Source organism: Myxococcus sp. CA023 (genome assembly GCF_010998615.1).
In the GTDB taxonomy this organism is placed as follows: Bacteria; Myxococcota; Myxococcia; order Myxococcales; family Myxococcaceae; genus Myxococcus.
This window is the reverse complement of sequence record NZ_JAAEAH010000015.1, coordinates 86,139-98,546: the sequence shown is the minus strand read 5'-3', so window position 1 is coordinate 98,546 and position 12,408 is coordinate 86,139. Positions and strand designations below refer to the sequence as shown.

General features: G+C 68.2%; 12 protein-coding genes, 1 tRNA gene and 1 pseudogene. 6 read left to right on the top strand and 8 right to left on the bottom strand.

Annotation, left to right across the window (positions count from 1 at the left end):
- Positions 1-21 precede the first annotated feature (21 nt).
- The gene (locus F8M74_RS09110; protein ID WP_171410332.1) at positions 22-567 is read right to left on the bottom strand and encodes a hypothetical protein; all 546 of its coding nucleotides are present in this window, start codon (positions 565-567) and stop codon (positions 22-24) included.
- Positions 568-769: 202 nt separating this feature from the next.
- Here F8M74_RS09110 and F8M74_RS09105 point away from each other — a divergent pair, with 202 nt between their 5' ends.
- Entirely contained in the window at positions 770-1,513 is a 744-nt protein-coding gene (locus tag F8M74_RS09105; RefSeq protein ID WP_141255729.1) for a phospholipase D family protein, read from the top strand.
- Positions 1,514-1,534: 21 nt separating this feature from the next.
- Positions 1,535-5,371 (top strand): DEAD/DEAH box helicase family protein, encoded by a 3,837-nt coding sequence (locus F8M74_RS09100; protein WP_216620312.1) that lies wholly within the window; start codon positions 1,535-1,537, stop codon positions 5,369-5,371.
- Between the two features lie 110 nt (positions 5,372-5,481).
- Here the strand turns inward: F8M74_RS09100 and F8M74_RS38640 are convergent, their stop codons facing one another.
- The 3 genes from F8M74_RS38640 to F8M74_RS09090 all read right to left on the bottom strand — a co-directional run bounded on the left by F8M74_RS38640 (position 5,482) and on the right by F8M74_RS09090 (position 6,665).
- The gene (locus tag F8M74_RS38640; protein ID WP_368667193.1) at positions 5,482-5,733 is read right to left on the bottom strand and encodes an SNF2-related protein; all 252 of its coding nucleotides are present in this window, start codon (positions 5,731-5,733) and stop codon (positions 5,482-5,484) included.
- Positions 5,710-5,782: transfer RNA gene (locus F8M74_RS09095), tRNA-Phe, on the bottom strand. Before F8M74_RS09095 ends, F8M74_RS38640 begins: the two co-directional genes overlap by 24 nt.
- An 88-nt stretch (positions 5,783-5,870) precedes the next feature.
- Positions 5,871-6,665, bottom strand: coding sequence for a sigma-70 family RNA polymerase sigma factor (locus F8M74_RS09090; protein ID WP_171410331.1), 795 nt, complete (start codon positions 6,663-6,665; stop codon positions 5,871-5,873).
- A gap of 117 nt (positions 6,666-6,782) precedes the next feature.
- Between F8M74_RS09090 and nhaR the strand changes: the two genes are divergently transcribed.
- Positions 6,783-7,682: a transcriptional activator NhaR gene (gene nhaR, locus F8M74_RS09085; protein ID WP_141255743.1), complete on the top strand. Its 900-nt coding sequence runs from the start codon at positions 6,783-6,785 to the stop codon at positions 7,680-7,682.
- A gap of 17 nt (positions 7,683-7,699) precedes the next feature.
- Here the strand turns inward: nhaR and F8M74_RS37780 are convergent, their stop codons facing one another.
- The 3 genes and pseudogenes from F8M74_RS37780 to F8M74_RS09075 form a co-directional block, all read right to left on the bottom strand.
- On the bottom strand, positions 7,700-7,828 hold the full coding sequence (locus F8M74_RS37780; protein ID WP_239004962.1) for a hypothetical protein: 129 nt from the start codon (positions 7,826-7,828) through the stop codon (positions 7,700-7,702).
- A 50-nt stretch (positions 7,829-7,878) separates the two neighbouring features.
- Positions 7,879-8,076, bottom strand: a pseudogene (locus tag F8M74_RS37775) (amidohydrolase); the annotation flags it as partial.
- 101 nt (positions 8,077-8,177) lie between these two features.
- On the bottom strand, positions 8,178-8,396 hold the full coding sequence (locus F8M74_RS09075) for a hypothetical protein (protein ID WP_140860536.1): 219 nt from the start codon (positions 8,394-8,396) through the stop codon (positions 8,178-8,180).
- A 215-nt stretch (positions 8,397-8,611) separates the two neighbouring features.
- On the opposite strand from F8M74_RS09075, the gene F8M74_RS09070 reads away from it, so the two are divergent.
- The 3 genes from F8M74_RS09070 to F8M74_RS09060 are packed head-to-tail and all read left to right on the top strand — an operon-like array spanning position 8,612 to position 12,118.
- The gene (locus F8M74_RS09070; RefSeq protein ID WP_141255725.1) at positions 8,612-9,922 is read left to right on the top strand and encodes a glycosyltransferase; all 1,311 of its coding nucleotides are present in this window, start codon (positions 8,612-8,614) and stop codon (positions 9,920-9,922) included.
- Position 9,923: 1 nt separating this feature from the next.
- Positions 9,924-11,279 (top strand): nodulation protein NfeD, encoded by a 1,356-nt coding sequence (locus tag F8M74_RS09065; protein WP_141255724.1) that lies wholly within the window; start codon positions 9,924-9,926, stop codon positions 11,277-11,279.
- A complete protein-coding gene (locus tag F8M74_RS09060; protein ID WP_141255723.1) occupies positions 11,279-12,118 on the top strand; it encodes a slipin family protein in 840 nt (279 codons plus the stop codon). The genes F8M74_RS09065 and F8M74_RS09060 overlap by 1 nt, the downstream gene beginning before the upstream one ends.
- A 6-nt stretch (positions 12,119-12,124) precedes the next feature.
- On the opposite strand, the gene F8M74_RS09055 is transcribed toward F8M74_RS09060, so the two are convergent.
- Positions 12,125-12,397 carry a DUF2721 domain-containing protein gene (locus tag F8M74_RS09055; protein WP_228560460.1) on the bottom strand — a complete coding sequence of 91 codons (273 nt, stop codon included), beginning with the start codon at positions 12,395-12,397 and terminating at the stop codon, positions 12,125-12,127.
- Positions 12,398-12,408 lie beyond the last annotated feature (11 nt).

Below are 12,408 nucleotides of genomic sequence, written 5' to 3'. Positions count from 1 at the left end.
GAGGGCGGATGACGCGGCGACTCAGGCGCCGAGCACTTCGCGGAGCACTTCCTGGAAGTAGTTGATGCTGCCCGTGTGCGTCTGGAAGTGCCTGGCGGACTGGTGGAGGCGATGGATGACGGCCTCGAACTCCGCCTGGCTGACGTCGCGCAGGGACATGTAGAGGCGGACGGCGCCCTGGAGGTGCGAGAAGAGCGGGTTGCGGTCGGTGCCGTCGGGGCGGCGCAGGAGGTGGCGGTAGAGCCGCTCGAATTCCTGGTCCGTCTCGGTGTTGCGCACGGCGCGGCAGTAGCCGGCGGCGGTGGCCTCGATGAGGAGGAAGAAGGGCTGGTACTCCGGCGGCGGCGCCTTGGCGAAGCTGGGGGGCTTCACGTCGCCCACGAAGAGCTGGGAGATGGGCTTGAGCGTCACATGGGCCAGCTGCTCGCCCGCGCGAATCTGGACGCGCTCCCCCACCGGACGCACGTGCTTGCCGTCCTCGTCCCACTCCACCGCCACATACAGGCGCTCGGGCTGGTCCACCTTCACGCCCGCCTTCTCGAGCTCCGCCACTGCGTTCGCGTCCATCTCGTTTCGCTCCTCCGACTCCCTCTCTACCCTGCTCCGGGCAGCCCGTGCACCCGGCATCGTGGGGCAGCGTCGGGAAGGAGGAGAAACGAGGGCGCCTTTCTCCCGCCCTGGAATTACTGGTATGCCAAGGAACTCCAAGAGCATCTGCTGCCACGGGTCTCAAGCCGCTGTGCGTTACCCCTGATTCCCCGCCCCACCCATGTTCGAAAACTTCTTTCGCTCACGCGATGCCGACGCGCTTGAGGTATTGGGAAAAATCGACACGGTCCGCCGACTGCACGGCCTCATCGATGAAGCCCAAAAGCACGTCACGTTGATCAGTCCCTACGTCAGCATCGAGAAGCTGCGAGACATTGAGCGCAAGATTCGCCAAGCCCTCGACCGAGAGGTGGCCGTCACCCTGGTCATCCGCGAGGGGGACGAGAGCACACGGGGCCCCTCGCAGCAAGGCGTGGAACTCCTGGTCAGCCTCATGCAAGCGGGCATGCGCCTGTTCGTCGTCAGGGACTTGCACGCCAAGCTCTACTACTCCGAACGCCACGCACTCATCACGTCGCTCAACCTCATTGAGTCTTCCTTCAACAACAGCATTGAAGTCGGCATCTGCGTCTCAGCCGGTCGCGCCGAGTACGTGAGAATCAGCGACTTCATCGAGAGCGAAATCACTCCACACCGAAAGGAAGTCCCCTTCAAGCCGGCCCCCGAGCCGCGTCGCAGGAGCGCCACGCCCGTCCCCCGGCACGCCACGCAGGGATTCTGCATCCGCTGCCGCGACGCAATCGGCTTCAACCCGGAGAGGCCCTACTGCGACAGCGACTTCAATGTCTGGCGCCGATACAGCGACCCCACCTACGAAGACAACCATTGCCACCATTGCGGCATGGACTTCGCCGCCAGCAAGAACAAGCCCCTTTGCCGCAAGTGCTACGGAATGCTCAGGTAGCCTTCAGCGCCCCCCGTGACGATGAACTCCCCGTTCCTGTCGGTCCCTGAATCGCAGTGGGTCGCGGCCAACACATTCGCTTTCGCCATCCGGGATGGCTTCCCGGTGAGCCCGGGACACACGCTGGTGATTCCCCGGCGGCGGGTCGCGACCTGGTTCGATGCCACGACCGAGGAACAGCGCGCCATCTTCGAGCTGGTGGACGAAGTGAAACGCGGGCTGGATGGCGAGCTGCATCCAGACGGGTACAACATCGGCATCAATGTGGGCGCGGCGGCCGGCCAGACGGTGCTCCACCTGCATGTGCACGTCATCCCTCGCTTCCAGGGCGACATGGACGACCCTCGCGGCGGAGTCCGGCACGTCATTCCAGGCAAAGGCAACTACCTCGCCGGGCGAAACAAGCCCCTGGCCACGGGAGGCCTCGGCGACCCGTTCCTGCACCACCTGGAGCCGCTGTTCGCGGATGCGGTGGAGATTTCGGTCCTGGCGGCCTTCGTGCAAGACAGCGGACTGGAGCTGCTGCGCGAGTCCGTGGAAGCCGCGCTCACCCGGGGTGCGACGGTTCGCATCCTCACGGGTGACTATCTGGCCATCACCCAGGCGGATGCACTTCGACGGCTGCTCGACTGGATGGAAGAGGACGCCGCGCTCCAGGCGGAGCCAGGCCGTGGCCGTTTTGAAGCGCGCGTCGTGGAGGTGGAGAAGCTCCAACTCACGTCGTTCCACCCGAAGTCCTGGCGCTTCCTTGGCACCGGACTCGCTGTGGCCTACGTCGGCTCGAGCAACATCTCGCGCGCCGCCTTGAAGACAGGCGTCGAATGGAACCTGCGCGTCGAGCGGGACCGGGACCCGCAGGCCTGGAACGAGGTGGTGGACGCATTCGAGGGCTGGTGGAGCCGGGCCTCCCCCTTGGACGCAAATTGGGTCGAGCAATACGCTCGCCGCGCACCGGTGGCCCGACTGCGCCTCCCCGCAGGTGAGACGGAACCAGAAGCCCCCTTGCCCCGTCGCGAGCCACACAGCCTGCAGCGTCAGGCGCTCGGTGCGCTCGCGCATGGCCGGCGCGAGGGACGGCAACGCGCACTGGTCGTCCTCGCGACGGGACTGGGGAAGACCCTGCTCGCGGCGCTCGACGTGGAACAGTTCAGCCAGGAGCGGGGGCGGGCGAGCCGCGTGCTGTTCCTCGCGCACCGGGAAGAGCTCCTCGTCCAGGCAGCGGAGACGTTCCGTCGCCAGCAGCACCACCTCCGCTTCGGCTGGTACGTGGGTCAACGCGCGCAGCTCGCGGGCGACGTGGTCTTCGCCTCGGTGCAGAAGCTCTCGCGGCCAGAGGACCTTCACGCGCTCCGCCTCGCGGCCGCGTTCGACTACGTCATCGTGGACGAGGTCCACCACGCCACGGCGGCGAGCTACCGGGCCATCCTCGCCTGCGTGGAGCCCGCGTTCATGCTCGGGCTCACGGCGACACCGGAGCGCGCTGACGAGGGCGATGTGCTCGGCCTCTTCGATGACCACCTCGCCTGGCGCTCGGACCTTGGAGAAGGCATCCACGAGGGACTGCTCGCACCGTTCGAGTACTTCGGGCTCAAGGACACGGTGCCCTACGAGAACATCCCCTGGAAGAGCCGCCGCTTCGACGTGGCGCTGCTGACCCAGGCGGTTGAGACGGAAGCACGCATGCGGACACTGTGGCGTGCGTGGCAGAAGCATCCCGCCAGCCGCACGCTGGTGTTCTGCTGCTCCATCTCCCATGCCCACTTCGTCCGGCAATGGCTGGGAGGCCAGGGGATTCGCGCCGTGGCCGTCCACGCTGGGGCTGGCTCGGCGGACCGTGCCCAGTCGCTGCGCCAGCTCGCGAATGGCACGCTGGATGCTATCTGCGCCGTGGACCTGTTCAACGAAGGCGTCGACGTCCCGAGCATCGACCGCGTGGTGATGCTGCGCCCCACGGAGTCCCCCGTGGTGTTCCTCCAGCAGCTCGGGCGAGGGCTGCGAAAGGCCGAGGGAAAAGAACGGGTCATCCTCATCGACTTCGTCGGGAATCACCGGCTGTTTCTCGACCGGCTCCGAACCTTGCTGGCCGTGGGAAAGCCTCCGGTCTCCCTGCGTGACTTTCTCACCTCGGACCGGCAACCCGCGCTGCCTGCTGGTTGCACCGTGGAAGTGGAACTCGAAGCCAAGGAGATGCTCCGGCACTTCCTCTCCGGAGGAGGGCAGGAGGTCGAGCGTGTCTACCGCGAGCTGCGCGACGCACGGGGGCTGCGGCCCACCCTTGGAGAGCTCTACCGTCGTGGGTACTCCCCCGCGACGCTGCGCAAAGCGCACCCGGGTTGGTTCGATTTCGTGAGGTCGGAGGGCGACCTGACAGACGACGAGGCTCGGACCCTCGACAAAGGCCGCGACTGGTTCAAGGAGCTCGAGCTCACGAACATGAGCCAGTGCTTCAAGATGGTCGTACTGGAAGCGCTGCTCGAAGCCGATGCCCTGGAACAGGGGCTGTTGCTGCCCGAGCTTGCCCGGCGATGCCTGGCCATTCTCCAACGCTCCCCCGAGTTGCTCCGGGACCTCGAAGCGGTCAAGGCCCTGGGCGACCCACGGCTCCCGAATCCCGCCCGGTTCTTCACGTACTGGAAGTCGAACCCCATTGAGGCGTGGACGAAGGGCGGGAGGTGGTTCCGCGTCGAGGAGGAGCGGTTCATCCCTCGCCTCCCCATGGCCCCATCGGCCCAGAAGTCCTTCGAGGCCATGACTCGCGAGCTGGTGGACTACCGGCTCGCACAGTATCGGCGCCGCCAACAGGCGCAGGCGCAGGACTCCGCCTTTGATGCGAGGGTCATCTCGAACAGCCGGGGCCCCATCCTCAAGCTCCCGGAGCGAAGTGCGCGCTCGGACCTGCCCCTGGGAACGACAGCGGTCCGGCTCGACGATGGAGCGCGCTGGCATTTCGACTTCGTGAAGATTGCCGTCAACGTCGCGCGACCCGATGGCGCGCAACAGAATCAACTTCCGGACCTCTTGCGCCAATGGTTTGGCCCCACCGCGGGAATGCCGGGCACGGCCTTTCGCGTCCGATTCACGCTCGGCCCTGACGGGTGGAGCGCGGCCCCGGCTCAGGCCGAGCCGAGCCCCCTCGCGCCCTGGGGGACACTGGTCGCATTTCCCAGCCTGCGCGCGGCCGCGGGCGCCGTGGAGCACCCCATCTCAATCGACCAGGCCCCGGAGGCGGAGAGGGTCCGCCTTCCGAGCCGAGCGCAAGACACAGGGCTGTTCGCGGTGCGCGCGTCTGGTGATTCCATGGACGGAGGCGCGCACCCCATCCGCGATGGTGACTGGCTGGTGATGCGCGACGCGAAAGCCGCGGGGGCGGGGCCCCTGGATGGGAGGGTGGCCCTCGTCCAGGTCCCCGACCCAATCACAGGCTTCCGCTACCAGGTGAAGCGGCTCGTCCGGCAAGACGGGCACTGGCTGCTCCGCTCCGACAATCCCCTGCGAGAGTCCGTCCAGGCTGGTGAAACGACCTCTCCCGTCGCCCTGGTCGTCGAGGTCATTCCACCCGAACGGCTGGCACCTCCGCTGGGCACGACGCTCACGGAGGAGCAGCTCAGCTCCCACTTCGGATTGAGCACGGCGCCCAGAACGGGGCGCCATGAAGGCCACCTGTTCCTGTTCATCAAGGACGCGCAAGCCTTCACCTCACCCGGCCGCCTGGCGCTGCGCGTCCCAGACCACCACCCCAGTGAAACAGCCTTCGTGTTCACACAAGAGACTGCGTCCGGTGGCTGGACCTACCAGGGAGCCGCTGTCTGGCGAGGCGATGAAGACCGGTGGACCCTGGAGCCCCCCAGGTCCGGGTGAGCCTCCGTCCAAGCGCGGGGGGCCGCCGAGGGCACGCCCCATCACACACCTCCAGCCGCGCCGAAGCGCAGCAGCGCCAGCGATTCTCGGGCCCCGCGTCCGTGTCCCGCTCATGGGGACGACGAAGCGCGAACAAAAGGACTCGCGGCTGCCCAGCTGCCCGGGAAGAGCAGCGCGTAGAGGCGCCAGAGCTCCGACAGGCGATTCTCCACGGGCGTGCCCGTCAGCGCGACGCGCGGGCCCGCGTGTTGGGCGCCACCCTGGAGCAGTGACGCATGGCGCCGGAAACGACAAAGGCCTCTGGACTTTGGAGTCCAGAGGCCTTCATCTCCGCTAAGTGCCCAGGGGCGGAATCGAACCACCGACACGGGGATTTTCAATCCCCTGCTCTACCGACTGAGCTACCTGGGCGTAAGAGGCACCGCGCGGAACGGCGCCTTCATAGCGAGCCCCTCCCTCCTCCGTCAACAGCATTCTCCGCCACCCGGGCGGTCAGGCGTCAGGACGCCAGGGACATCGCCTCCCCGTCCCAGGACGTGAGACCGGCCGTCAGCCTGTGGCGCAGCTTCACCCGCAGGCCCTGTTCGATCTGCCGGATACGCACCGCCGTCACCCCGAACCGGCGCGCCAGCAGCTCCGCGCTCACCCCGTCCTCCGCCAGCATCCGCTCCTCCACCAGCGCGCGCTCCCGGGCATCCAGCTCCGGCCAGGCCGCGTCCACGCTCGCCCGGAGCCGCCGCGCCCACTTCGCCCGGTCCACCAGGTCCTCCTGCGAGTCGGCATCCGCCATCAGCCCCTCCAGCCGCGTGGACTCCGAGTCCGGAGACACCGGCGCGTCCAGCGACACGTCCCGCGACAGCGCCTCCATGGCGCGAGCCACCTCGTCCTCCCGCTTCCCCAAGGCCTCGGCCAGACGCGTCTCCACCTCCGGGTGGCCCTCCCCCCACCGGGCCTCCAGCCGCGCCCGCTCCCTCCGGAGCTGGAACACCACCCAAGGCGCCCGGCCGCCCGCCATGCTCCAGTTGCGGCCCACGTAGGCGCGGATGCGCGCACGAATCCACTGGCTGGCATAGGCCGCGAACGGCACCCCGCGTTCCTCGAAACGTCCCGCGGCTTCCATCAACCCAACGTTGCCTTCCGCCACCAGCTCTTCCATCGACAGGCCGGTCCACCGGTATTTCCACGCCAACCGCCGCACCAACTCCAGGTGCCCACGGACGCGCGCTTCAACGACCTCGGCCGTAACCACGAGCTCAGGGGATTCAAAGGACACGTTCAGGCTGATGGCTTCCATGGACCTCCTCCGGTTGAGCGCGCCCACACGACGGCGCGACGCAGAGGAAATTAAAGGCCGGGGCTCTATAAGAAAATTAGGTAGTTTAACTGCAACACTTCGACTATCTCTATGGATATGAGCTGGCTCAACTACCATCACCTCCTGTACTTCTGGACGGTTGCGAGGGCGGGCAGCATCGCCAAGGCAGGCGAGGAGCTGCACCTGGCGCAGCCCACCATCAGCAGCCAGCTCAAGCTCCTGGAGGAGTCGCTGGGCCACAAGCTGTTCGAGCGCCAGGGCCGCAAGCTGGTGCTCACCGACGTGGGCCGCACCGTGATGCGCTATGCGGACGAGATTTTCCGCCTGGGCAACGAGCTGAAGAACGTCGTCTCCGGCCTGCCACCCGGGCAGCAGCTGCGGCTGAACGTCGGCGTGCTCGACGTCATCCCCAAGCTGGTGGCCGAGCAGCTCCTCAAGCCCGCGCTCGAAGCAGGCCCGTCGCTGCGCATCATCTGCCGCGAAGGGCCCTTGCCGCAGTTGCTCGCCTCGCTGGCCCTGCACGAGTTGGATGTGGTGCTCGCGGATGCGCCCAGCTCGGAGCCGGTGAGCGTGCGCTCGTTCAACCACTTGCTCGGCAAGTGCGGCGTGTCCTTCTTCGCGGCCGGGAAGCTGCTCGAGCTCAAGGAGAACTTCCCCCAATCACTGGACGGCGCGCCCGTGCTGCTGCCGTCAGTCGAGTCCTCCGCGCGCCGCTCCATGGACCTGTGGTTCGAGCGCAAGGGTCTGCGCCCCGTCATCGCGGGCGACTTCGATGACAGCGCGCTGCTCCAGGCCTTCGGGCAGCGCGGGCACGGCGTCTTCGCCATGCCCAGCGCCATCGAGGCGGAGGTGGAGCGCCAGTTCAACTGCTCCGTCATCGGGCGCACCGACGAAATCGAGACCTGCTTCTACGCCATCACCGTCGAGCGGAAGATTCGCCACCCCGCCGTCGTCACCATCGCCGAGGCGGCGCGCTCGCACATCTTCGGCGAGTGAGCCCCAAGGCGCTGCGCTCAAGCCAGCGACGGCGCGCGGTACACCTCCGCGCCAGCGACCACGGTGGCGAGGACCTGCGCCTTCACCAGCGCCGAGGCGGGCCCCTCCAGCGGATCTTCCGACAGGGCCACGAAGTCGGCGTCCAGCCCCGGGGCCAGCCTGCCGCCCCGGGCGTCATCGAAGGACGCCCAGGCGCGTGTGCGTCCACGAGGCCCGGCACCACGGTGGCGGCCCCCAGGTCCACCCGGCGCGCAGTCGGGCCCGCGGCGGCCTCCGCTGCTTCGCGAGTCCCCACGGCCAGCAGCCGCCCATCCCGCACCGCCAGCGCCTGGGCCCGTGGCCGCGCCGCATCCAACGTCCAGACCCGCTCCGCCAGGTAGACTGTCGCCTGCACCGTGACTCTTTCCGCGTACCGCTTCGGACTCGAACTGTGCGGGAGCCTGGATGCGCTGTCACTGTCACACGCGTGGCGGACGAATACCGTCCGGGCGCGCACTACTCCGCCGGCGTCTCCTGCGTCTCCGGCGTGCCCGCGTCGGTCTCCGGCAGGGGCGTCGCGGGGCCCGCGGGGGTATCCGGCACGGTCTGCACGGGCTCGCGAATCTGGTCCGGGCCCATCAGGGGCTGACGGTTCTCCGTTCCTTCGGGCTGCGTGGTCTTGCAAGCGGGCGCAGCAACTGCCACGCCCAGGGCAATGAGAACGGCACGACGCATGTAGCCTCCTTATCGAGTTGCGGACGGCCCCCAGGGAGCGTGCCCTCCATCGACAATCTGTCGACGACAGCGAACGTCCACCAGCGGATGCCCGGGCACACCTTCGGGCGCCTGCCCCCGGTCCCGGGTAGCAGCCTGGCAGCCACGCGGCTCGAGATGATGCCGCTTCCCATGCGCACCGTTGCGCTGGAGCGCACACCCGGGAGGCCGAGGCCATGCTGGACGTCGTGGACATCGGCAAGCGTTCGCTTGCCACCTATCGTGGGATTGCTCCCGACGAAATCCTCGACGAACTGCACTGGCTCTCCGAGGACTTGCGCGGCGCCCGGTGCATGCACCTGAGCTCCACGCCCTACGGCGGCGGCGTCTCCGAAATCCTCCGCTCCCTGGTCCCGCTCTACAACGACCTGGGCATCGTCACGGATTGGAAGCTCATCCACGGCGACGACACCTTCTTCCAGGTCACCAAGCGCATCCACAACGGCCTGCAAGGCGCTCCCGGCGAACTCACCGAGCCCGAGAAGGCCACCTACCTGGCCAACGCCCAGCTCAATGCCCACCGGCTGGTCACGAATTCGGAGAACTACGACTTCGTCTTCGTCCACGACCCGCAGCCCGCCGTGCTCGCGGCGCTGAGTCCTCATCTCGATGCGCGCTGGATATGGCGCTGCCACATCGACACCTCGCACCCCAACCCGGCCTTCTGGGACTTCCTGTCGCCCTACCTGCACGCCTACGACGCCGCCATCTTCACGATGCAGGAGTTCATTCCACCGCAACTCCCCATCTCCGACGTCCGCATCTACCCGCCCGCCATCGACCCGCTGAGCCCCAAGAACCACCCCCTGCCGGAGGCCCTCTCGCGCGACGTGTTGGAGTGGATTGGCATCCGCACCCACCGGCCGCTCATCACCCAGGTCAGCCGCTTCGACCGCTGGAAGGACCCGCTCGGCGTCGTCCGCGCCTACCAGCGCGTGCGTCCCCACGTCCCCGACCTCCAGCTCGCGCTCGCGGGCTCACTCGCCCTGGACGACCCGGAGGGCTGGGATGTGTACGAGGAGCTCCGCGCCGCCACCGCGGGCGACAGCCTCATCCACATCCTCACCAACCTGGTGGGCGTGGGGAACATCGAGGTCAACGCGCTTCAGGCCGTGTCCGACGTCGTCGTCCAGAAGTCCCTACGCGAAGGCTTCGGGCTCGTCGTCGCGGAGACGCTGTGGAAGAGCACGCCCGTCGTCGGTGGCCGCGTGGGCGGCATTCCCATGCAACTGCCAGAGGGCACTGGCGGCGCCCTCGTGGACACCGTGGAGGAATGCGCCGAGGCCATGCTCCACCTGCTGCGCCGCCCCGACGAGGCCCACCTGTTGGGCGCGCGCGGACATGAGCACGTGCGCCAGCACTTCCTCATGCCCCGGCTGCTCAGGGACCACCTGCGACTGCTCAAGCACCTGGCGGCCGTGCGCCCCCTGCCGCCGCGCGGCATCGTCCCCTTTTCCTTCAACCCGGCCAGCCTCCAGGGGGTGTGAGATGCACCAACGGGCACGCTGGCGACTCGCGGCCCCCGCACTCCTGTGTGTCCTCATGGCGGGGCTGCTCGCGTCCGCGGCCGATGCCCCCACGAGGAACGGCCAGCCCACCGTGGCTCGCTGTGACCTGGAGGGCGTGGTCGACGCCGGCACCGGCGGCTACCTGTCCGACTGCGTGGCACGCGCCACGGCCGCGGGACATGACGCGTTGCTCGTGCGGTTGGACACCCCCGGTGGCTCGCTGGAGGCCACGCGCCACATCGTCCGGGCCTTCCTTGCGTCACCTGTCCCGGTGCTCGTCTGGGTCGGCCCCTCCGGCGCGCACGCGGGCAGCGCGGGCGTCTTCATCGCGCTGGCATCCAACGTCGCGGCCATGGCGCCGGGCACAAACATCGGGGCCGCGCATCCGGTGGTGGGCCCCTCCGGCCAGTCCCCGGAGGCCGTGGGCGGGGAGCAAATGGCTCGCAAGGTGGAGAACGATGCCGTCGCGTTCGCGGAAAGCATCGCCCAGCAGCGGGGCCGCAATGTGCAGTGGGCCGCCTCCGCCGTGCGTGACAGCGTCAGCGTGTCCGCGGACGACGCGCGGGCACTGCGCGTGGTGGAATACGTGACGCCCACCGAGGCGGACTTCCTCGCGCAGGCAGACGGACGGCATGTGACGGTAGCGGGTGGCGAGTCCATGCGGCTCTCCACCCGGGATGCGCACATCGTCACGCTGGAGCCCACGCTGTCCCAGCGCGCCGTGCACGCACTCGCCAATCCCGCCATCGTCTACCTGCTGTTCCTGGTGGCCGCGCTGGGGCTGGTGGTGGAGCTGTCACATCCAGGCGCCATCGCCCCGGGGCTCATCGGCGTGGTGGCGCTGGTCCTGGCGTTGGTGGCGTCCTCCGCGCTGCCGGTTCGCGCGGGCGCGGTGCTGCTGATGCTGGCGGGCGTGGCCCTCATCGTCGCGGAGCTGTTCGTCACCAGTGGGCTGCTCGGCGCCGCGGGCGTGGTGCTGCTGGGCCTGGGCGGACTGTTCCTCGTGGACCGCTTCAACCCGGAGTGGTTCGTGGACCGCTCCTTCAACGTGTCGTGGACGTGGCTGGTGCCCACCACCGTGGCACTGGGAGGTGCTGCGGCTTACGTTGTCTACCGGAGCGCGCAGACGCGGCGGCTCCCCCAGCAAGGTGGCGACCTGGGGCTCGTGGGAGAGCGAGGCACCGCCCTGGCCCCGGTGACACCGGAGAGCGGCGAGGTGTTCGTTCATGGAGAGCGCTGGCGCGCCACGTCCACCGCTCCCATCCGCTCCGGCGCACACGTCGTGGTGCGAGGCATGGAAGGACTCACCCTCTTTGTCGACGAGGTACCGACCTGATGCAACTGACCGGACTGTTCGGAGTGCTCATCCCCGTCGCCATCCTGTTCCTGCTCTTCCTGTCGGGGGTGCGCATCGTCAACGAGTACCAGAACGGCGTGGTGTTCCGGCTCGGGCGCTTCGTGGGCCTCAAACGCGCGGGCTTCCGCTGGCTCATCCCCTTCGTCGAGCGCATGGTCATCATCGACCTGCGCACCGTGGCCCGTGACGTACCTCCACAGGACGTCATCACCCGGGACAACGTCAGCGTGAAGGTCAACGCCGTCGTCTACTTCCGCGTCATCCACGCCGACAAGGCCGTGCTCCAGGTGGAGGACTACCTCTATGCCACCAGCCAACTCGCCCAGACGACGCTGCGCTCCATCCTGGGCCAGGTGGAGCTGGACCAGCTCCTCTCCGAGCGGGAGCGCATCAACCACGAGATTCAACAGGTGCTCGATGCACGCACCGACCCGTGGGGCGTCAAGGTGTCCAACGTGGAGGTGAAGCACATCGACCTGCCTGCGGAGATGCAACGGGCCATCGCGCGGCAGGCCGAGGCCGAGCGCGAGCGCCGCGCGAAAATCATCGCCGCCGAGGGCGAACACCAGGCCGCCGAGAAGCTCTCCATGGCCGCCAAGGTCCTCGGCCGCTACCCGGCCACCCTCCAGCTCCGCTACCTCCAGACGCTGGTGGAAATCACCACCGGTGGCAACCACACCATCCTTCCCATCCCGCTCGACCTGCTGCGCACGCTCAGCGGCGTGAAGGCCAACCTGGAACAGGCCGGCGATGGACATGAGGACCGGCGATACACCGAGGATGAGGAAGAGGGACCTCCCGCGGGCGGACTGTCCTGACAGCCGCTAGTCGAAGAGTTCCTGCCGCTCCAGCTTGATGGCCCGCCGGCTCAGCCGCAGCGACGCCAGCACGAGCAGCGCCGTCGCACCCAGCAGCAACACGCCCACCGAGAAGGACACCACCGGCAGGGCCTCGGGCAGCTGCGTCTGCCGCTTCGTCAGGTACAGCAGCGCTGTGTAGGTGAAGGCAATCGCCCGGGCGAGGATGGCGTGCCGCCGGTCCAGGATGGCGACCTCCTGGCGCAGCAACTCCGCGCCCTTCGCCCGCCACCGGGTCATGACAGCAGGCA

Coding starts and splice junctions, on each gene's coding strand:
- F8M74_RS09110 (WP_171410332.1), bottom strand. CDS start 567: ATGGACGCGAACGCAGTGGCGGAGCTCGAGAAGGCGGGCGTGAAGGTG.
- F8M74_RS09105 (WP_141255729.1), top strand. CDS start 770: ATGTTCGAAAACTTCTTTCGCTCACGCGATGCCGACGCGCTTGAGGTA.
- F8M74_RS09100 (WP_216620312.1), top strand. CDS start 1,535: ATGAACTCCCCGTTCCTGTCGGTCCCTGAATCGCAGTGGGTCGCGGCC.
- F8M74_RS09090 (WP_171410331.1), bottom strand. CDS start 6,665: ATGGAAGCCATCAGCCTGAACGTGTCCTTTGAATCCCCTGAGCTCGTG.
- nhaR (WP_141255743.1), top strand. CDS start 6,783: ATGAGCTGGCTCAACTACCATCACCTCCTGTACTTCTGGACGGTTGCG.
- F8M74_RS09075 (WP_140860536.1), bottom strand. CDS start 8,396: ATGCGTCGTGCCGTTCTCATTGCCCTGGGCGTGGCAGTTGCTGCGCCC.
- F8M74_RS09070 (WP_141255725.1), top strand. CDS start 8,612: ATGCTGGACGTCGTGGACATCGGCAAGCGTTCGCTTGCCACCTATCGT.
- F8M74_RS09065 (WP_141255724.1), top strand. CDS start 9,924: ATGCACCAACGGGCACGCTGGCGACTCGCGGCCCCCGCACTCCTGTGT.
- F8M74_RS09060 (WP_141255723.1), top strand. CDS start 11,279: ATGCAACTGACCGGACTGTTCGGAGTGCTCATCCCCGTCGCCATCCTG.
- F8M74_RS09055 (WP_228560460.1), bottom strand. CDS start 12,397: ATGACCCGGTGGCGGGCGAAGGGCGCGGAGTTGCTGCGCCAGGAGGTC.